Here is a 20,653-nt window from a genome sequence, read left to right on the forward strand (position 1 = left end):
GTTTTTATTTATTAGATATAATCACTCCTGCAAGAATCAGTGCACTTCCCACATACGCAATGGCTGTCATTGGCTCGTCAAGGACGAACGCACTGATCACAACAGTACTGATCGGATTCAGGTAAAGGTAGTTGGATGAGGTCATCGCACCTATCTTTGCGATCACCAATGTCCATAAAACGAAACATAAAAAGGATGCTATCAGCCCTAAAAAGAGCAGATTCAATACCACTTTCGGCGTAAAGAGCATGGCGGAAGTGGCTGTCCAAGGATCAAAAAGGAAAGCTGGTAACACCGTAAGGAGCCCATAAAAGAAGATCTTTCGGGTGATAAAGACAGCTGAATATTGGTGTGATATCCGCTTCATCAGCAAGGAATAGACAGCCCAACATACTGATGCAAGCAGTGCAAGGAGGTCTCCCCAGGGGTTAAGGTGCAACACCAGACTACCATTAAAGATGACTATGGCTACTCCAAGCAATGCTATTACAGAGCCAAGGATAAGACTCCACGTTGCTTTGATGCTCTTTACGAACATAATACCAAGGATTACTGTCATCAAAGGGGCTGTACATACAATGAAACTAACGTTGTTTACATAGGTCAACCCTACTGCATAATTCTCCGCAAGGAAGAAAACTGAGCCGCCAGTGATGCCCAATAACACCATAATAAGCTCATCCCGCCATGTTTTTGAGAAGAGTTTACGAGGTGATATGAACCAAATACAGACGTAAGCAATGATGAAACGGAGGACAAAGATCTCTAAAGGAGTGAGTCCACTGTTGAAAAGTACTTTCGTGTTGACGAACGTTGCACCCCATATACCTACTATTGCAGCAGCGAGAAGGTGCCAATGTAAAGTGTTATTCTTCGTTATTGACATAAGAAATGTAATGGATTGGGCAGTCTTCTGCCCTTAGTTATCAGAATTAAGACGGAAGTTATGATTAAAATGAGGCCTATTACGACCGTGATTGTCAATGGTTCACCCATCAATGTGATACCAATTGCCATGGCAGTAAGCGGTTCGAAGGCTCCAAGGATGGCTACACTGGCTGAATCTATCAGTGTTAGAGACCGTACAAGGGTAACATTGCTCACCGTAGTAGGTACCAATCCCAACAGAATCAACGATAAAAGAGAACTCCCATCACTGATTCTGTCTATCCCACCAGTGGTAAAATTGGAGTAAAGGATCAACAATAGCATTGCCATAAAGAATATATAGAAGTTCACTTTCAGTGCTGGTAGCTTGCTGACACGCATGTGTGGGAATATAACCATGTATATGGCATAGAGCAATCCGGACGACATTGCCAGGATAACACCCATGCCTGACTTTATACCTTCCGTCTGTCCGATGCCTCCAAGGAAGAAAACTCCAGCTATGGCAAGCACTATTGCAAGGCTAATACGCAGTGTCAGACGCTCATGAAAGAAGAGAATCAGGAGTATTTCGGTCCAAACTGGATACGAAAAGAGCAACGTTGTTGCCACACCACCAGGCATATACTCATAACTTCCGAACAAACAGACAGCTGAAATGGCGTACATCAGTGCAAGAAACATGATCCTTAGTCCTTCTCCCCAGCTTATATGCAGACTCTGTTTGCGCCATAACAGTACGGCAATCATAAACAGACAACCGAAAGCAAAGCGATAAATCAAGACCGAAGGAAGCTGCATCCCTGCCTCCATTACAGGTATAGAGAAGAGCGGAATCGTACCAAAGGTTATGGCAGAGACGCTTGCATAGCCATAACCTTTTATGTTTGATGATAAGTTCACAACTTGTTGATTACATTAAAGAATAACGTTTACAAGTGCAAAAATACTTATTTTTTTTGTAATATCAGCCGTGATGCACCGTGAAAGATTATGTTTTACAGTATAGAACACACCACTTCGCAAGATTACAGATGCTTTGTAATCTTATTACAGATGCTTTGTAATCTTATTACTGACGCCTTGTAGTCTTATTACCGACGCCTTGTAATGGTTTGTAATATCGTCTTTGGGATGGTATTCTTACGGAATATCTTCGTAATTCTTCTGCTTTTCAGCGAGTTCCTTATCGCTCATCTTCGTGTAACATGCTATGCCATAGTGATCACGAAGCTGGCCGTTATTGACGTTAACCTTCCCCAAGTAGAGCACCAAAAGCAGCTTTGTATCTGTGCAAGAGTACACTCTGTCGAAAGGGTTAGGGTTCTCCCCGATGTCAATAGCATTGTTTGAACTGTCATAATGATAATTAGCTGTTGACTTGTTAAGCTTCCCCAACGCATCATTATAGAAGAATTTCGTTATCTTATCCTTACTGAAATAGAAGTCAGAAGGGCCATAACCTATTGCACCTTTATAGTAATCAGTTGAAGAAAGACTACCATCCGACAGGATTTCATAGGTCCCTAAATGCTTCCAACCACGGTCAACAACCTTTGAGAAGAACTCATCTGAAGTAACCGTCGGCAGTTTGTTAAGGTCAATCTTACCCTTCGGCAAGAGATGGGTGACACTCTCTTCGCCCTCATTATCATCACTTGAACAGGCTGTAAAGCACCCTATTGCAAGCAGAGCGACTACTAAAAAAAGTAAATAATGTTTCATCATGCTATGTATTTTAAGATGTTGCAAAGATAAGAAAATACTTTATAAGGATATTGATATATAACTTTTTTAACTTAAAGAATTACCTCTGAAGATTTAGTTAACAATAGATAATTTATTTATAGAATATTTGGTACACCCAAAAGGAATACCTACCTTTGCATCGTTTACAATAAATCATATTTTATTAACAAACCTGCTATTGATGGGAAGTAATCCCTTTAGCATGTATAAAAACCTAAAGCACAGTTTAGAAGATGAAACGTACAGTAGTACTTATGGTCGCCGTAATGGCATTCGGATTGACAGCTTGCACACAGAATAACAAGCCTTCAAATAACAATAAGGCGCAGGCGAACGCTGAAATCAGTATCAAGGGTGACGAGACAAACAGTCAGGAAGAAGGCAATGAGCAGAGCATGAGCGTTAAAGAGATGAACGCTGAGATGTTCAAACACAACATAATGGATTACAAAAAGAATCCAAATAAATGGCAATTCAAAGGTGATAAGCCTGCGATTATAGACTTTTATGCAACATGGTGTGGCCCTTGTCAGATGACAGCACCTATCCTTGAAGAGGTTGCACGCGACTATAATGGGCAGATAGATGTCTATAAAGTGGATGTTGACAAGCAACGCGAACTGGCTGAACTCTTTGATATTCGTGCTATCCCTGCCATCCTTTTCATCCCAAAGGTGGGTGAACCAAAGATGAAAAAGGGTGCAATGAACAGAGAAGAGTTCGAAGAAGCTATTAAATCTACCTTGCTGCAATAATCAAATTGAGCATGTTCTTCTCTCCTTTCTCCTCTGCTTTACGGAGGAAAACGGACGAGACAAGATACAAAAAGGGGACAGATCACACGGTCTGTCCTCTTTTTTTGTTGCAGCATTCATACTAAAACAAACAATACAACGTTATGTCTACAACATATAATCTTGGTCATATACAAAACTGAAGATGATGAATGCCATGAAACGTCCCTATATATAATAAGGTGTAAAGACAGAAAAGAAAGAGCAGAAGTTAGGTTATTGTAAACAGTAAAGTAAACTTACAGATTTAAGAACATGAAGAAGACCAAAACAAATGGAAATGATCTTTTTACGACTTTGTAATACAGTCACTATCAAATAGTTACAGATGGGCTTGTAAAAGGGCATGTTTTGCATTGCAAAAGGGCATCTTTTACCATGCAAAAGGGCATCTTTTACAACGCAAAAGGGCATCTTTTACATTGCAAAAGACGCCCTTTTAAAAGTCGATATGTAATTTGTTTTACAAAAAGAGACTCTTATGTGCAGTTTGATCCATAAAGTATCGACTCAGAAACTGATTACGTTCACTTAGAGATGAAGTGGGATGAGCATAACAAAACATAGCATCTTGCATCAGAAAAAACAGATGTTCTACATTGAATACAAAGTCTCTTCTGGTAGGAAAACACCCTATTCCAACGGGAAGAAAGCACTATTAATCTCATAGAAAGAAGTGTTGCTCATCATTAAATAATAAGTATTGAAAGAGGAAAACTTATGATTTATAGCTTGATATACATCAAAAAACGCAATATAACACGAATGTTTTAATCTTGAAATTTGTACAATTCAGAAATATGTTATAACTTTGCATACATAAAAATAGATTGTTTAGGTTAGTAGTAAATAGATTTAGGTTTTAGTTATTTTAGGTAGAAAGATTATTGTTTCAGAGGAAACGAAAAGATCAACGGCTGTGAAGTTCGATTGATCTTCTTACAAGAAAACACGTAGACTGACTGTTGTCAGTCAAAAGAATAGGCACAACAAGCAGGTGACTGCAAGTTGTGCCTCTTCTTTTTTATTGTCGTTTGCCTTAGCAACCAGTACCATCAAGATTGCATGCAGCACCTGATGGGACATCGCCCGAGTGTAATCCAGCCTCTTCAGGAGACAGTGTTACGGTGCCATCTTCCAGCACAAAGCATGGAATACCAGCATAACCGTACTTCTTTGCATCATCGAAGACGGCATTATTATCACGCAATCGAAGGAATTCCTTCAGGTTTTTAACGTGCTCACCAATATCTATCACCTCGTAACGAGCGTTACCCTCTACTTGTTTGTCAACAGAAATACAATCTGGACAAGTCTTCATTCCATAAATCTTAATCATAATTTACTCCTTAATAATTAATTAATAAAAGGACTCTTCACCGTCTTAATGGTTACAAATCTTGCTACTGTCAACAGTGAAACCAGCTGATGCAGGCATGAATTTTCCCCTTTCAGCCAGGAAATCAACCAACTCTGAAGCCGTCATTCCCTCTGCTGAACAGGTGTGAAAAAGCTCATCAGCACCGAAATGTGCGATGATTGCCTTCACCAAATCCTCTTTTGTGTCATAACTATTGCCCTCCATCATGTGGAGAACATCATGTCCATGTGCCATAAAAAATACACCTTTATTTATTAATATTACGTTACAAAGATAGTCACTCTTCGTAACAAAGGTACATATTCTGTACCTTATATTTGCCTATAAAGGGTATGCTAAATGTTAAATTAACCAATTTTATGATATTAAATGTCACAACATAAACTTATTTTAATTACTTTTGTATCCATAAATGGGAAGTCTTGCTTTGACGAACAACTCACTTTTCCCTAATAAAAACATAAAGGTTTTCAACAATATGAAACAGTTATTATTTCTCTTTGGCGCCATAATACTATTTTGCACATCGTGTAGTACGCACAGAACCCTTGTGGAAAGTAACAAAGAAGTTAGTTTCACAGAGGGTAAAAACTACTTCCATATTGGTAAGGAGACGAAACCTACCATCATGAAAATTGCTTCACAACCTGAGTTTGAGAAGCAGTTTGGTATGGCAACCTTCATGGGTAAGGGTGGAGAAGCAACTCCTATAGACTTCAATAAGAGCTTTGTTATTGCCTATATCCTACCAGAAAGCAATCGCAGAACAGAACTTAGACCTCTCTCTTTGACGAAGAAAAGAAAGAAACACCTCGTCATGAAGTACTTCATGAAGGAGGGTGTGACACAGAGTTTCACCACACAACCCTTCTTTATCATGATCGTTGATAAGGCTTTCTGGGACTATAAGGTCACTGAAGAATAGTAAAATAGCATCTAAGTGTTGTAGGAATAACTGCTGAAAACGCATAAAACAGAAAATAAAAGGAAATAGATTAAAATTCAAACATAACAAAAAAAGACAACTCAAGAGAGTTGTCTTTTTTGTTGATAAGCACCTTGGAGCGGAATACGGGAATCGAACCCGCCTCTCAAGCTTGGGAAGCTCGTGCACTACCGATGTGCTAATTCCGCATAAAGAGCCGATACCCGGACTCGAACCGGGGACCTACGCATTACGAATGCGTTGCTCTACCAACTGAGCCATATCGGCGATTTACGGCTGCAAAGATACATCAAAAAAAACAAACAGCCAAATGATTGAATGCTTTTTTCAATGTTTTCACGGTGTGGAAGGCCTGCATATACGGTGTGAAAAGTCTACAGATAAGATGTGGGAACTCTATGCATAATGTGTGGAAAGTCTACATATAAAATGAGGAAAGCCGACATATAATGTATGGAAAGCCTACATATAAGATGTGGGAACTCTATGTATAATGTGTGGAAAGCCAACATACAAGATGTGGAAAGCCCACATATAAGGCGTGGGAAGTCTACAGATAAGGTGTGGAAAGCCCACATATAAATCGTAAACGAATGCTAAAACAAGAATAAAATGAAATTAATTTAGTATCTTTGTAGCATCTTTAAGTATTATAATATTAGAAATGTGATACCGACAAAACCATAGATTGAACAACATGATAGGAACTAAAAACGTAAAAAACACGGTCTTCGTAATTGTATTATTGCTGTGTTCAATAGCCATGAATGCGTCTCCAGCATGGCCAGGGGTAACCAAAAGCCTACTACTAAAAGACGGAACGACAGTCAAAGCACACCTTAGTGGAGACGAACATGCCAAATATTGGCTGACAGATGACAAGCGAATCTTTGCTTATGAGCCCGTAAACGGAGTATATACAGAGCTCTCTGAAGCACCCAAACCCAAGGATTTCATTATGACAAGACCTGCTTCCCGTATCGGAGGAACCGTCCAGAAGGTTTCAGGAAAGCGCAAGTCATTGGTCGTATTGGTCTCTTTTGCCGATCAAGACTTCTCTGTCAGCGATCCAAAGACCCTCTATCAGCACGTACTTAACGGCAAAGACTATAAGAATGGTAACTTTAACGGTTCTGCACGAGACTATTTCCTGGCACAAAGTCAAGGTAAATTCGATGTGACTTTCGATGTTGTAGGTCCTGTAAAGCTATCAAAAGGATACGCAAAGTACGGATATAACAACAACGGACGCGATGCTGCGCCAGAGGAAATGGTAACAGAAGCACTCAAAAAAGTAGCCTCTCAGGTTAATTTCAAGGACTATGACTGGGACGGAGACGGTGTTGCGGAGAACATTATGTTTGTATATGCAGGCCACGGAGAGGCTGATACGGGAGAAGCTGACCGCATCTGGCCACACCAATGGTCACTGGTTTACTACCAAGGATACACCCAACGCTTCCCCACTGGTGAGGCAAATACCTACGCATGTGCGCCAGAGCTCAACTCAAACGGCGATGTTGCAGGTGTCGGAATCTTCTGTCATGAGTATTCACATGGCCTTGGTCTCCCTGATTTATACAACACTGCAAGCTCAGGTGACTATGGTCCAGCCTACTATAGTATAATGTCTATAGGCAGTTACTTGGGCAATGGATACAAGCCATGTAACTATTCTGCATACGAAAAGAACTTCGTTGGATGGGTGAAACTCGAAGAATTGAAGTCGGGAGAATACAAAAACGTTGCCACAACGAACAAAAACGGCAAGGCATTCGTTGTCTATAACCAGACCAATCGTAACCAATATTACATCCTGGAGAACCGAGAAAGAGAGTCATGGGACATCTATTATCCTGTTCAAGGACTGGTGATGACAAGCATAGACTACAACAGTAACACGTGGGCTAACAACACTGTGAACAATGATCCACAACGATATGGTGTTGCAATGCACCAAGGACAGAAGGGAGAAAAGCTCTATAACTATACTCTTAGCAACACAAGTATCAACGCCAACGGTACGTTGAACTTCTTAATCACGGGCACAGACACTCCTACTCCATCGGGAGAAACGACTGTATTCAGCGAGTCTTTCGATAATTGTAACGGCACTGGCGGCAACGATGGGCAATGGGATGGCGACACTTTCTCTGCCACATTCAATCCCGATAACAGTGGATGGTATTGCGACTATCAAGGTTCGGGCTATCAATGTGGAAGCTTTGGCTATCCAGACAAGGACTATACGCTCTATCTTCCACAGTTCAATGCCAACGGACAATGCAAGATTTCCTTCAAGGCAGCAGGTATTGAATCGGACAATGCTACCCTATCCATGGTCATAAACGGTGCAGCAGGTAACCCAATACATTTGAAAAAGAATACGCTGAAAGGCTATAACGGTACGTTCGACTCCAACGAAACAACGACGATAACCTTCAGACTACATGGTCAGATAGTATTGGATGATGTGAAAATCGTATTAACTGGGAAGCCAACAAAGATTGATGGCGTTGTCAATGTCACCCCAACCGAGCCACAGAAAGTCTATGATCTGCAGGGAAGATACGTAGGTAAAGACACGAAGAGTCTGCCGAAAGGCATATATATAATAGGTGGAAAGAAAGTCGTTGTGAGATAAACACAAAGCTTTCAGCCGTCATAGAAAACCCTAACATCAGAAGAATGAATCGGTAAAGAACAACCATTGTTGTAAAACTAATTCACATCTGCATTTTAAAAGACGCCCTTTTGCGTTCTAAAAGACGCCCTTTTGCATGGTAAAAGGGCGTCTTTTGATGTGTAAAAGGTGCCCTTTTGAATCGCAAAAGGGCACCTTTTACTTTGCCTTTTATAACCTATTGACAATCTGATGGTTACAAAGCAGGAAATAAACCGTTTTCTACTATATTGCAGGGAAAACCCTACTAAATATTGTAAGATTATTTCTAAACACATAATATCTTATCCTTGAGTATACAGAACCCCCATACGTATCTCTTTAAAAGCAAGCATACAGAAGCCGTTTATTCACAATATAAAATCTAAACCATGGACCTCAGAAGGCGCTTTCATCAACATTGTCATCCCCCATCATTCCCTTTTCAGCAACAGGAACTTTGGATATAAATGTTATTTTACCTAACAAAGGATAAAATATTTCTGTTTTATCAACATCTATTTCACCCATTTACCAATATTTATTAATATCTTTGCAAAGAAGATAGAGTTGAAAAGAGAAATCCAAACACATGGAAAGAGACCAGCAAATCATTCGAACCAGTATCGTAGGCATCGTTGCCAACGTACTCTTGGCAGGTTTCAAGGCAGCTGTAGGACTGCACACGCCCTCTACAACACTATTGATCACAACGCTTTAGAGAACAAATAACTTTAACCATAACTAATAAACACAATGAAAAGAATCTTTATCCTATTACTATTAACAATCAGTCTGAATGCTGTTGCACAGGATTTCAAACAATACTTTGACGATGCAACACTGCGAATCGACTACATTTTCTCTGGTAATGCCAAGCATCAGGCAATTGCAGTAGATGAACTTTACCGCCTTCCACATTGGTTCGGGAAGCACGAAAGACTGTCGGAACTGCCCATAGAGGGCAACGGTCAGATCACCGTTCGCGATCATCGTACACAGAAAGTCATCTATCGTAATTCCTTCTCTACCCTCTTTCAGGAGTGGCTTACGTACGATGAAGCCAAGAAACCAAGCAGTAAATCATTTGAAAACGTCTTTCTTGTACCTTATCCAAAGGACTCTGCCGACGTGACTGTTGAACTTCGGAACAACAGAAGAGAGGTGACTGTCTCCATGACACACCTTGTTGCACCACAAGATATCCTCATTCGACACATGGGAGAACGCAATGTCACACCGTACGAGACGCTCCAGCAGGCAGCAGACCCTTCCCGTTGCATACACATTGCATACATTGCTGAAGGATATACGGAGGCTGAAATGCCCGTATTCATTAAGGATTGCCGCATCGCAATGGAAGCTCTTTTTGCTCATGAGCCCTTTAAATCAATGCGTCAACGCTTCAATATCATTGCCGTAAAAGCCCCATCAGCAGAGAGTGGAACGTCTGAACCATCGAAAGGAATATGGAAAAACACTGCTCTACATTCACATTTCGACACCTTCTACAGTGACCGTTATTTGACAACACTGCATCTAAAAGACCTTCATAACTGGTTGGCTGGTACGCCATATGAACACATTATCGTACTGGTTAACACAGAAAAATACGGAGGTGGTGGTATATTGAACTCATATAACCTATCTATGGCACACAATGATTACTTCAAACCAGTCGTAGTTCATGAGTTCGGACACTCCTTTGCAGGCTTAGGCGATGAGTATGCATACGAGAAAGAGACCATAAACATGTATCCAACAGATGTTGAACCATGGGAACCTAACCTGACAACACTCGTTGATTTCCACGGAAAATGGGAGAATCTCATCAATAAGAAAACCCCAATTCCAACACCACAACCCGCTGATCTTGACAAACCTAACGCCCGTCGGGACAAGTGGAAGATAGGTGCTTATGAGCCAGCAGGCTATGCTCAGCATGGAGTTTATCGTGGATTCCCCGATTGTAGGATGCGAACCAACGTTCATCCAGAGTTCTGTCCGGTATGTACGCAGGCTCTTACACGCCTCATTCAGTTCTATACAGGGGAATAAACAGAATACGTTTCTGATGCAGATGAGTCCGTATTGGGAACAAAGTGGTTTGATATTGAGAACAAAACCATTTAATATTGAAGATTGAATAGTTCTATATTCAGAATTAGACCGTTTGATATTGAAGATTGAATAGTTTAATATTGAGATTTTAGCTGTTCTGTATTCAGATTAGAATCGTTCGATGTTGAGATTAGAATCGGTCAACATTGAGATTTGATTCGTTCGATATTAAGAAATTAACCCATTTATTTTGGGAAATAAGCCATAAGAAAAGACCGCAGTATTCACGAACGAACACTGCGGTTTTTAACTTTTTTTTATTGCTATATAAAGGTTATATCGCTAAAAAATGGTAACTTTGTGCGAATTTAATCAGTAAGTCGTGACTAAAGATATAGTCAAAAAAAAGGTTCGGGATATCTTAGATGGATATCTCGAAGTTAATAATCATCGTAAGACATCAGAGCGATATGCCATCTTGGATGCCGTCTATGACATCGGAGGACACTTCTCTCTGGATGAGTTAGGAGCAGAGTTAGAGGCTCGGAACTTCCGTGTCTCACGTGCTACATTATATAATACTATGCGACTCTTCATAGAGTTGCGCCTCGTTGTCAGACATCGTTTCATAGGTCAAACCAAGTATGAAGCATGTTATGCCAACGAAGATCACATCCATCAAATATGTACTGTATGTGGCAAAGTAACGGAGATTGAGTCTCCAGAGATTGCCGATGCCATCAAAGAAACAAAGCTTTATCGCTTCAGAAAGGATGGCTTCTCACTTTATATCTATGGTATATGTTCCCGTTGTCAGGCTGCTATTTCGCGCCAACGCAATAAGCTTCTGACACAGAAACAAGATAAAAACTCACAGAAAAGCAAATGAACACAGGTAAAGTTGACGTCCTGTTGGGTCTCCAATGGGGTGATGAAGGTAAAGGAAAGGTTGTCGATGTGCTGACACCCCGTTACGATGTAGTGGCCAGATTCCAAGGAGGTCCTAACGCAGGGCATACGTTGGAGTTCGAAGATCAGAAGTATGTGCTCCGCTCAATACCGTCTGGTATCTTCCAAGGGGGTAAGGTTAACATCATTGGTAATGGTGTTGTGCTGGCTCCAGACTTGTTTATGGGTGAGGCAAAGGACCTGGAAAAGAGTGGACATCCACTCAAAGAGCGTCTTAAAATATCAAAGAAAGCCCACCTTATCATGCCTACTCACCGCATTCTTGACCGTGCTTACGAGGCTGCAAAGGGCAAAAACAAGGTTGGAACGACTGGAAAAGGCATCGGACCAACGTACACTGACAAGGTAAGTCGCAATGGTTTGCGCGTAGGAGATATCCTTTCCGACTTCGATCGCAAGTATTCTGAGCACAAAGAACGCCATATGAAGATGCTTGCAGCACTTGGTTGGACTGACTTTGAGGGCTTTGAAGAGACTGAAAAGCTGTGGATGGAAGGCATAGAGTACATGAAAGGCTTCCAATTCGTCGACTCTGAGCATGAGATTAACAACCTCTTACGCAGCGGAAAGAACATCCTTTGCGAAGGAGCACAGGGCACAATGCTTGACGTTGACTTTGGTTCTTACCCCTTCGTAACCTCCTCTAACACCATTTGTGCTGGTGCTTGCACAGGCTTAGGCATTGGTCCTAACAAGGTAGGGAACGTATATGGCATTATGAAAGCTTATTGTACACGTGTCGGAGCAGGTCCTTTCCCAACGGAATTGTTTGATGAAACAGGTAAGAAGATACGTGACCTTGGTCATGAATATGGTGCCGTTACAGGGCGTGAACGCCGTTGTGGATGGATTGATCTTGTACAACTTCGCTACTCAGTGATGGTTGATGGCGTCACAGAACTCATCATGATGAAGAGTGATGTGTTAGACAGTTTCGAGACAATCAAGGCTTGTGTAGCTTACGAACTGCCTGATGGTACACGCACAGAGGAGTTCCCTTACGAGATAGATGACGTCAAACCAATCTATAAAGAGCTGCCAGGTTGGAAGCAAGACATGACCAAATGCAAGTCGGAAGATGAATTCCCACAGGCATTCCGTGACTATGTGAGCTTCTTAGAACAGTATCTTGAGACGCGAATCGGCATCATCTCTATCGGTCCTGACCGTGAGCAGACGATTGTAAGGAAGTAAAATAACTGTGAATAGTTGACGAGTTGACAGGTTAATAAGTTGGTAAGTCAAGTGTTTAGTAGCTCAATTGGCAGGTAAATAGTCGACAAGTTGATGCTGAATAAGTGGATAAGTCGAGTCTTTAGTTGGTTAATTGAAGTGCGAAAAGCTGATAAGTAGACAGACAAAATGTACAATTGAATCTGCAAAATACAGTAATCAGAAACACAGAACAAGGCATTTGACGGAACATCCATAGCCCTTTCGAGTCCTCAACAACAAGGAAAGAGGATATAAAACAAGGCTTTTAGCGGAACATCCATAGCCCTTTCGAGTCCTCAACAACAAGGGAAAAGGATATAAAACAAGGCATTTGATGGAACATACATAGCCTTTTCGAGTCCTCAACAACACGGGAAAGGGATATAAAACAAGGCTCTTGATGGAACATCCATAGCCCTTTCGAGTCCTCAACAACAAGGGAAAAGGATATAGAACAAGGCTCTTGACGGAACATCCATAGCCTTTTCAACTCCTCAACAACCAAAGAAAAAACCTCCAAGAGGCTTTCTTTAACTTCAAAAAAATAATAAAAAGAATGGCAAACAAACCCTCCATACCCAAGGGAACACGTGATTTCGGTCCCGAGGAAATGGCTAAAAGAAATTATATCTTCGACACTATAAAGCAAGTTTATGCCCTTTACGGCTTCCAACAGATTGAGACTCCAGCAATGGAGACCCTCCATACGCTGATGGGAAAGTACGGTGAGGAAGGTGATAAGCTGCTTTTTAAGATTCTAAACTCAGGAGATTACCTCAAATCGGTCAGTGATGACGAGCTGAAAGAGCGTAATACGCTCAAGATGCAGACCAAACTCTGCGAGAAAGGACTACGTTATGACCTCACAGTTCCCTTTGCTCGCTATGTTGTTATGCATCGTGAAGAGCTCCAACTGCCGTTCAAACGCTATCAGATTCAGCCCGTTTGGCGTGCAGACCGCCCACAAAAGGGACGTTATCGTGAGTTCTATCAGTGTGATGCAGACGTCGTTGGGTCCGACTCTTTGCTCAATGAAGTGGAGCTAATGCAGATTGTTGACACCGTATTTACTAAGTTTGGCGTACGCGTTCAGATAAAGATCAACAACCGAAAAATACTCACCGGCATTGCAGAAGTAATGGGTGAGAAAGATAAGATAGTAGATATCACCGTTGCAATAGACAAACTTGACAAGATAGGACTCGACAATGTCAATGCCGAACTACGTGAGAATGGTATCTCAGAGGAAGCCATTGCCAAGCTACAGCCCATCATTAAGCTTGAAGGAAGCAACGATGAGAAGCTTGATGTCATTGCAGAAGTACTAAAAGAGAGCGAGATTGGACTCAAAGGCGTTGAGGAAACGCGCTTCATTCTTGACACTTTGAAGACATCATGGTTGAACAATGAAATACAACTTGACCTCACTTTGGCTCGCGGACTGAACTATTACACAGGTGCAATATTCGAAGTTAAGGCACTGGATGTGCAGATTGGCTCCATAACTGGTGGTGGTCGCTATGACAATCTCACGGGAATCTTCGGCATGCCAGGGCTCTCTGGTGTTGGCATTAGCTTCGGTGCAGACCGTATTTATGATGTTCTTAACACCTTAGACCTCTACCCTAAAGAGAGTGTTCAGGGTACTCAACTCCTCTTTATCAACTTTGGTGAGAAGGAAACAGCCTACTGTCTGCCTATCATTGCAGCTGCTCGACGTGCCGGAATACGTACGGAGATGTTCCCAGACAGTGCAAAAATGAAGAAACAGATGAGCTATGCCAATGCCAAAAACATTGGTTTCGTTGCCCTTGCAGGCGAAACTGAAATGCAGGAAGGCAAGATAACACTGAAGAATATGTCCACAGGTGAACAGGAACTAGTCACACCTGAGGAGCTAATCAATAGATTTTAAAGGTTCTCCCCCTCCCTAATTTAAGGGAGAGGGGGGCTTTTTTTTTGAATAATTTGTATCCATATAGTTGATTAACAAGATACAAACGGCAACAAACTACATTAACCTCTACCAATGAAGAAAGCCCTTTTACTTTGTTTTCTATTATCGGGTTGGATACTTTCAGCCCTCGGTCAGGCATCATTTAACATCGATGGCTTTTCAAAACAATACTATGGAAAGGTTTATTTTGCTGATACATCCGCACTTACTTCTGCTGGTTGGGTAGAAGTTTATGACCGTATTACGAACAAGAAACTCATCCACGTGGATGCAGATGAGCTCTCATTCGACCTTCATGATGGGGAGATTAAGCCTAACATAGCTGAGATTCCTTATGGAGAATACAGTGTCTTGCTCTATCAAGATTATAATTTTGACGGTAAAAAGGACTTTGCCATCATGGACGGGTTCAACAGTTGCTATCAAGGACCATCCTTTCTGATCTATTTAGCAACGGAGAATGGCTTTCAATTTAGTGGCGATTTCACGGAATTAGCCCAGGATTTCTGTGGAATGTTCAGCGTAGATTATAAAGAAAAGACGTTATCTACGATGACGAAAGATGGTTGTTGCTGGCACCAGTTCTCAAAATATATTGTAGAGGATAACAAGCCTAAACTTATCAGAACATTCACTGATAACCTAAAAAACGACCCTCTTCGCATTCAAACAACTGAAGAATGGGATGGTAAAAAGATGGTTGAGAGCGTATCAACTAGCATAAACCTTAAGAGTGAGAGCGTTGAAAACTATTTCAAGTTTCATGTAGATGCGATGAACAAGAGTATCATTCTTTATAATAAGAATGGTCATACGCTCAATTATGCCATCATGGATGACAAGAAAAATGTAGAGTTCTACTATCCTTCTGATGATTCCGACCAATCAGAAGAGTTCACCTATAACAAGGAAACGGGCAGCGTTTCTTTCGAGAATAAGGATACCTCTTACACCATTTATGAGAAGTCTGGCAAGTTAGGCATCAACATTACCTATAAAGGGAAGACCCATCAGTGGGTTGGAAATCCCAAAAGTAGAAAAGGAAGCATCGGGAAACTGTTAAGAGTTAAGTTGGATAATGTCGTCTATCAATAATCAAATGGTTAGTAATCCCTCAGTTGTCACTTCTCAAACTCCGCATTATCTCACCACACATGACAGCCGATAAGGAAGAGAAAACGTACAGCGAATCCCGCATGAAAGACCCTTTCAGAACCCAAAGACAAAGAAACACCAACAGGGAAAACAACTTTACAAAAATCAATCGACGATTAGCAGTAAAACGAAAGAAAACCAATAAAAACCGACTTTGTAACTCATAGGATATCAAAGGGTTATGAAGAGGCTTTCAAAAGACGCCCTTTTGCATTGTAAAAGGGCGTCTTTTACATGTCAAAAGGGCATCTTTTACAACGTAAAAGGTGCCCTTTTGCAACGCAAAAGAGCACCTTTCAAAATATAATTGTGAATTAATCTTACATTGATTACTTCTTAAACCGTTTTCAAACGTATAGAGAACAACATCAGAATGGGTCAGGTATCCTTCGGAAGAAGACCTGACAAGTCGTTACATCTCATAATCCTTAGCCAGTCCACCAGCACTTGTCTCCTTATAAAGGGACGGAATGTCATGTCCCGTCTGCTTCATAACCTCAACCACACGGTCGAAGGAAACACGGTGTTGACCGTCACTGAACGTTGCATAAAGCTGTGCATCAAGAGCCCGACAAGCAGCAAAGGCATTGCGTTCGATACAAGGAATCTGCACAAGACCACACACTGGGTCGCACGTCATACCAAGGTGATGCTCCAAACCCATCTCTGCTGCATATTCAATCTGTGAAGGACTACCGCCAAACAGTTGGCAAGAAGCAGCTGAAGCCATGGCACATGCCACACCAACCTCGCCTTGACAGCCCACTTCAGCACCTGATATGGAAGCATTATACTTCACTATGTTACCGAACAATCCAGCTGTTGCTAGTGCGTGAAGAACCTTTGTTTCAGAGAAATCATGTCCCTTTGCAAGATGATAAAGTACTGCTGGAACAACGCCACATGCCCCACATGTCGGTGCAGTAACAATCGTTCCGCCTGATGCATTCTCCTCACTCACAGCCAAAGCATAGGAATAAACCATTCCACGACTTTGCAAAGACGGTTTGTAACCACGTGCCTTAACATAATAAGTTGCTGCCTTACGTGCAAGATTCAATGGACCGGGCAAAGCCCCTTCACTGTCCAATCCCCGTTCAACAGCAGCCTGCATGGTGTACCAAACCTCACGAAGATAATCCCAGAAGTCGTCATCTTCACACTGTTTCACATACTCCCAGTAGCCACGTCCGTGATGTTCGCACCATGCTTGTATGTCTTTCAGCGTGTGAAGGTCGTATACTGAGGTGGTAGTAAAGTAATCTCCCTCTGCTTTTCCTTCTGAAAGAGCACCTCCACCAACGCTATATACCGTCCATTCATCCGTTGGTTTAGCATCAGAACCAAACGAACGGAAAAGCATACCATTAGGATGATAAGGCAGAAAGACCTCGGGTTCCCACACAATCTCCACTGGTGCCACCTTCTTCAGTACGTCAATGATAGCCTTATCCGTCATGTGTCCCTTTCCCGTAGCAGCCAGGCTGCCATACAAAGTCACCTCAAAGCGCGCTGCTTCGGGGTGTCTACCAGCGAAAATGACGGCTGCTCGCTGTGGTCCCATCGTATGACTGCTTGACGGTCCCTTACCTATTCTGAATATTTCGCTTAATGATTCCATTCTTCTTTATCCTCAATACAATTCTTTTATTGGGTTACAAAAATACAAAAAAATACATCAATACGACCGATATATAGGGAAAAAGATAAGTAACATCATATCTTTTTAGTACCTTTGCGCCGTTCCATACACTATAAAAATGAAACGGATAACAGTCATAATGCTATGTACGTTGTTGCTGACAAGCGCATGTACAAACAAAAAAGCTACCGAAGAACCTAAGAAAGAGGTTCTCGACACCATTCCAATGCTGGTGACGCAGGTGCAACAAAGCTCACGTCTCTACACTACGGAATATCGTATTCACAAGATTATCACACATGACGACGAGATGAAACTGTCTGGTTCGATCATGAAAAAGGACTTCAGTGTCAACCTTCCGTTGGGCGAACGCCGCATAGCTATCCCTATGGATGCCACGCTGAAGGCATATATTGACATGTCAACCTTCAGTGAAAAGAACATACAAAAGGATGGAAAGAAACTCATTGTCACCCTACCCGATCCGAAGATTGTGCTCACTTCAACGAAGATTGACCACAAGGGGGTGAAGGAATACGTTGCTCTGACGCGCCGAAACTTCACCGATGCCGAGCTGACAAGCTATGAAGCGCAGGGAAGGAAGCAGATATTGAATGCTATTCCACAAATGGGTATCATCCAGCAGGCACAGGAAAGTGCTGCACGACAACTCGTTCCGATCTTCACAACGATGGGATATAAGGATGCAGACATCACTATTTCGTTCCGAAAGAAGTTTACTCTGCATGATCTTCCATCATTACTTGACACAAGAAAGGAGGGCTAAAACGATGGAAAAGAAAACTGAAAAAGAAACCAGAAAGCAGAACCAGAACAGTCTGCAAAGCTATAAAGAACGCTCGTCGAAGGGTTTTACACCTCGACTATTGGCTATTTTGCTTACCCCATTGGTTATCATTGCCATTGTGGGAGGTGTCATCTGGTATCTCAACTCCAGCAATTCACTGGGCTTAAGTACTGATGATCACATCGATATCACGCCTACACAGATACAGGAAATACAGAATATAGGACAGTGGGAGTTCCTTTCTATTAACGATGAAGAGCTCATTGACACCGTCAGTCGTGGCTTTTTCTCTGACAGTGAGCTGGTTCGTATCTATTACGGAACCGTTCGTCTGGGTATAGACCTTCGTCAGGCAGGTCCCCAATGGTTACATGTTGAAGGTGACAGCATCATCGCTATGCTCCCACCGATCACACTTCTCGAGCGAAACTTCATTGATGAAGCACGCACACGGTCGTTCTTTGAGAAAGGAACATGGACCGATGGCGACAGAGAACAGCTCTACAAACGTGCTTACAGGAAGATGTTAAAACGTTGTTTTACACCTGAAAACATCAAGATAGCAGAAGAAAATGCACGTCAACAGTTCATGCAGTTCCTCCGTTCTATGGGATATAAAAAGATAAGAGTTGGTTTTGCAACCGACAGAAAATGATGTAAGTCATTGTAATACCACATCATTAGCATCATAAGACAAGGAGAATAACAAAGGATAATGTCACTGTCAGAATCACAACAACACGTAGAAAGCATGACAGAAGGCGCCCCTTCACGCGCCATTATTAGGTTTGCCATACCGCTCATTCTCGGTTATTTATTACAACAAATGTACCTGATTATTGATGCTGCAATAGTGGGTCGATGGATAGGGGTGGGTGCATTGGCTGCCGTGGGAGCATCCAGTAGTATCATGTTCCTTGTCATGGGCTTCTGCAACGGGTCCTGTGCAGGCTTCGCTATACCTGTAGCACAGGCGTTCGGAACGCGTAAACTCCAACGAGTAAAGACTGGTGTGAATGATTCTATGTGGATTATGCTGGCATATTTTGCCCTTACCGTCATCATCATCTACCCCTTTGCAGACGAGATGATGATGCTTTTCGTCAATGGAAATGAGCAGGAAGTAATCAACAATGCAGCACGATTGATGCGTATTTGTAACTGGTTCTATCCTTCTTTGGGCGTTCTTGTTATCCTCAGATACAGTATTCAAGGCCTTGGATACAGTAACTTAAGCATGATGAGTGGCGTCATGGAGATGATAGCACGCTGTGGTGTGAGTATCTGGTTGGTACCTGCACTGGCATGGACGGGCGTTTGTTATGCCGATCCTGTAGCCTGGGTAATGGCTGATCTGTTCCTTATTCCTGCCTATTTATGGCTCATGAGAAGACTAAAGAGACAACTCGGATAGTGTTTTTATCGCCTCTTTCATGTCTTCAGCAAACCTGTTATGCGTGAGAAGGAACTCCTCTCGCCCATTGGCTAACCGTTTATAAAGCTCAGGACTCATCTCATCAACATACGAACTGATGGCATATTCAATGTCATCCTTTTGTCGTTCACTGTGTGAATAGGCATAAACCTGATACTTCTGATGGAAGAAACAGTAAGCCGACTCTATACTATCTTTTGTTATCATAAGCTCATTCTTAAAGGAATTACTCCTTATCTGATTTATAAAACGAATCAAAACTCGGTTGAAAAGAACTTCCAAAGCGGTGCAACCATCAGTGCTTGGATGAACTCACCACGTATCAACATCTGTTTAACTTCCTGCTTTGGACATAAGAGAACATCAATATCTTCCGTATCATCCAGATGCTGTTCGCAGGTTTTTCTCACCTTTTTGGCATAGAAACAATGGCAAAGATTATCCATAACACCAGGGTTTGGAGCTACAGTCATTATCTCTTTCCACTCTCCACCAGTGTAACCTGTCTCCTCTTCAAGCTCACGTTGTGCTGCCTCTAAGGGTGTCTCACCTTCTTCCATCACACCAGCACAGATCTCAGTAGACACTATGTCCAGTCCATGTCGGTACTGTCTCTCTAAGATAATATCCCCTTCTTCGGTCTCTGCAATGACATTTACCCATGAAGGATATGACAGAACGTAATATTCTTCATGCACTCTGCCGTCTGGCAACTGCACCTTATCACATCTGACTCGCATCCATGGACGGTCAATAAGCTGCTTGGAAGAAAGCGTTTTCCACTTCATTTCCTCGTTATTTCTTAGCTTTTTATCCTTTGTCATGCCTACTAACATTGTTCTTTTGTTGGTACAAAGATATCATTTCCTACCTTAATAAACAAATAAATCAATGCTTTAAAGAGGGGTAAAGGGGGTATTTTATAGAAAGAAAGAGGTAAAATGTCGAAAAGATTTCGCATTAATTGACAACCAACTCACGACATTTTCAC

21 protein-coding genes and 2 tRNA genes are annotated in these 20,653 nt (G+C 41.9%); 12 read left to right on the forward strand and 11 right to left on the reverse strand.

Annotation, left to right across the window (positions count from 1 at the left end; all coding sequences use genetic code 11):
• Positions 1–4 precede the first annotated feature (4 nt).
• From ACZ48L_RS09455 to ACZ48L_RS09465, 3 genes are all read right to left on the reverse strand, one after another.
• A complete protein-coding gene (locus ACZ48L_RS09455) occupies positions 5–886 on the reverse strand; it encodes a DMT family transporter (RefSeq protein ID WP_036871121.1) in 882 nt (293 codons plus the stop codon).
• Positions 877–1,791 (reverse strand): DMT family transporter, encoded by a 915-nt coding sequence (locus ACZ48L_RS09460; RefSeq protein WP_025790764.1) that lies wholly within the window; start codon positions 1,789–1,791, stop codon positions 877–879. The genes ACZ48L_RS09455 and ACZ48L_RS09460 overlap by 10 nt, the downstream gene beginning before the upstream one ends.
• Before the next feature lie 240 nt (positions 1,792–2,031).
• Positions 2,032–2,616, reverse strand: a complete 585-nt coding sequence (locus ACZ48L_RS09465; RefSeq protein WP_025790763.1) for a hypothetical protein — start codon at positions 2,614–2,616, stop codon at positions 2,032–2,034.
• Positions 2,617–2,870: 254 nt separating this feature from the next.
• On the opposite strand from ACZ48L_RS09465, the gene trxA reads away from it, so the two are divergent.
• Positions 2,871–3,392 carry a thioredoxin gene (gene trxA / locus ACZ48L_RS09470; RefSeq protein WP_025790761.1) on the forward strand — a complete coding sequence of 174 codons (522 nt, stop codon included), beginning with the start codon at positions 2,871–2,873 and terminating at the stop codon, positions 3,390–3,392.
• Between the two features lie 1,078 nt (positions 3,393–4,470).
• Here trxA and ACZ48L_RS09475 read toward each other — a convergent pair.
• A complete protein-coding gene (locus ACZ48L_RS09475) occupies positions 4,471–4,770 on the reverse strand; it encodes a hypothetical protein (protein WP_008823158.1) in 300 nt (99 codons plus the stop codon).
• A 45-nt stretch (positions 4,771–4,815) separates the two neighbouring features.
• Positions 4,816–5,046: a YecH family metal-binding protein gene (locus tag ACZ48L_RS09480; protein ID WP_008823159.1), complete on the reverse strand. Its 231-nt coding sequence runs from the start codon at positions 5,044–5,046 to the stop codon at positions 4,816–4,818.
• Positions 5,047–5,362: 316 nt separating this feature from the next.
• Here ACZ48L_RS09480 and ACZ48L_RS09485 point away from each other — a divergent pair, with 316 nt between their 5' ends.
• Positions 5,363–5,737, forward strand: coding sequence for a hypothetical protein (locus tag ACZ48L_RS09485; protein ID WP_308339548.1), 375 nt, complete (start codon positions 5,363–5,365; stop codon positions 5,735–5,737).
• A gap of 135 nt (positions 5,738–5,872) precedes the next feature.
• On the opposite strand, the gene ACZ48L_RS09490 is transcribed toward ACZ48L_RS09485, so the two are convergent.
• Positions 5,873–5,946, reverse strand: a tRNA-Gly gene (locus ACZ48L_RS09490).
• Positions 5,947–5,952: 6 nt separating this feature from the next.
• Positions 5,953–6,025: transfer RNA gene (locus tag ACZ48L_RS09495), tRNA-Thr, on the reverse strand.
• A gap of 430 nt (positions 6,026–6,455) precedes the next feature.
• Between ACZ48L_RS09495 and ACZ48L_RS09500 the strand changes: the two genes are divergently transcribed.
• Complete coding sequence (locus ACZ48L_RS09500) at positions 6,456–8,402, forward strand: M6 family metalloprotease domain-containing protein (protein ID WP_464722067.1); 1,947 nt, start codon at positions 6,456–6,458, stop codon at positions 8,400–8,402.
• Positions 8,403–8,819: 417 nt separating this feature from the next.
• On the opposite strand, the gene ACZ48L_RS09505 is transcribed toward ACZ48L_RS09500, so the two are convergent.
• Entirely contained in the window at positions 8,820–8,951 is a 132-nt protein-coding gene (locus tag ACZ48L_RS09505) for a hypothetical protein (RefSeq protein WP_257882142.1), read from the reverse strand.
• A gap of 61 nt (positions 8,952–9,012) precedes the next feature.
• On the opposite strand from ACZ48L_RS09505, the gene ACZ48L_RS09510 reads away from it, so the two are divergent.
• The 6 genes from ACZ48L_RS09510 to ACZ48L_RS09535 all read left to right on the forward strand — a co-directional run bounded on the left by ACZ48L_RS09510 (position 9,013) and on the right by ACZ48L_RS09535 (position 15,717).
• Positions 9,013–9,141, forward strand: a complete 129-nt coding sequence (locus ACZ48L_RS09510) for a hypothetical protein (protein WP_257879477.1) — start codon at positions 9,013–9,015, stop codon at positions 9,139–9,141.
• Between the two features lie 35 nt (positions 9,142–9,176).
• Positions 9,177–10,478, forward strand: coding sequence for a M64 family metallopeptidase (locus tag ACZ48L_RS09515; protein ID WP_464722068.1), 1,302 nt, complete (start codon positions 9,177–9,179; stop codon positions 10,476–10,478).
• A 385-nt stretch (positions 10,479–10,863) separates the two neighbouring features.
• Positions 10,864–11,370 carry a Fur family transcriptional regulator gene (locus ACZ48L_RS09520; RefSeq protein ID WP_025790757.1) on the forward strand — a complete coding sequence of 169 codons (507 nt, stop codon included), beginning with the start codon at positions 10,864–10,866 and terminating at the stop codon, positions 11,368–11,370.
• On the forward strand, positions 11,367–12,644 hold the full coding sequence (locus tag ACZ48L_RS09525; RefSeq protein WP_025790755.1) for an adenylosuccinate synthase: 1,278 nt from the start codon (positions 11,367–11,369) through the stop codon (positions 12,642–12,644). Before ACZ48L_RS09520 ends, ACZ48L_RS09525 begins: the two co-directional genes overlap by 4 nt.
• Positions 12,645–13,221: 577 nt before the next feature.
• Positions 13,222–14,580 (forward strand): histidine--tRNA ligase, encoded by a 1,359-nt coding sequence (hisS, locus tag ACZ48L_RS09530; RefSeq protein ID WP_025790754.1) that lies wholly within the window; start codon positions 13,222–13,224, stop codon positions 14,578–14,580.
• A gap of 114 nt (positions 14,581–14,694) precedes the next feature.
• Positions 14,695–15,717, forward strand: coding sequence for an XAC2610-related protein (locus tag ACZ48L_RS09535; protein ID WP_025790751.1), 1,023 nt, complete (start codon positions 14,695–14,697; stop codon positions 15,715–15,717).
• A gap of 472 nt (positions 15,718–16,189) precedes the next feature.
• Here ACZ48L_RS09535 and ACZ48L_RS09540 read toward each other — a convergent pair whose 3' ends face one another.
• A complete protein-coding gene (locus tag ACZ48L_RS09540; RefSeq protein ID WP_025790749.1) occupies positions 16,190–17,398 on the reverse strand; it encodes an L-serine ammonia-lyase in 1,209 nt (402 codons plus the stop codon).
• 139 nt (positions 17,399–17,537) lie between these two features.
• Between ACZ48L_RS09540 and ACZ48L_RS09545 the strand changes: the two genes are divergently transcribed.
• Genes ACZ48L_RS09545 through ACZ48L_RS09555 form a run of 3 tightly spaced genes read left to right on the forward strand, consistent with a single transcriptional unit; the run spans position 17,538 to position 19,641 of the window.
• On the forward strand, positions 17,538–18,206 hold the full coding sequence (locus ACZ48L_RS09545) for a DUF4230 domain-containing protein (protein WP_025790748.1): 669 nt from the start codon (positions 17,538–17,540) through the stop codon (positions 18,204–18,206).
• 4 nt (positions 18,207–18,210) lie between these two features.
• A complete protein-coding gene (locus ACZ48L_RS09550; RefSeq protein ID WP_025790746.1) occupies positions 18,211–18,882 on the forward strand; it encodes a DUF4230 domain-containing protein in 672 nt (223 codons plus the stop codon).
• A gap of 60 nt (positions 18,883–18,942) precedes the next feature.
• Entirely contained in the window at positions 18,943–19,641 is a 699-nt protein-coding gene (locus ACZ48L_RS09555; RefSeq protein WP_025790745.1) for an MATE family efflux transporter, read from the forward strand.
• Here ACZ48L_RS09555 and ACZ48L_RS09560 read toward each other — a convergent pair.
• Positions 19,621–19,869 (reverse strand): hypothetical protein, encoded by a 249-nt coding sequence (locus tag ACZ48L_RS09560; protein ID WP_025790743.1) that lies wholly within the window; start codon positions 19,867–19,869, stop codon positions 19,621–19,623. The two genes, ACZ48L_RS09555 and ACZ48L_RS09560, sit on opposite strands and share 21 nt — an antisense overlap.
• A gap of 47 nt (positions 19,870–19,916) precedes the next feature.
• A complete protein-coding gene (locus ACZ48L_RS09565) occupies positions 19,917–20,486 on the reverse strand; it encodes an NUDIX hydrolase (RefSeq protein WP_025790741.1) in 570 nt (189 codons plus the stop codon).
• Between the last annotated feature and the right edge of the window lie 167 nt (positions 20,487–20,653).

Source organism: Prevotella histicola (assembly GCF_055385135.1).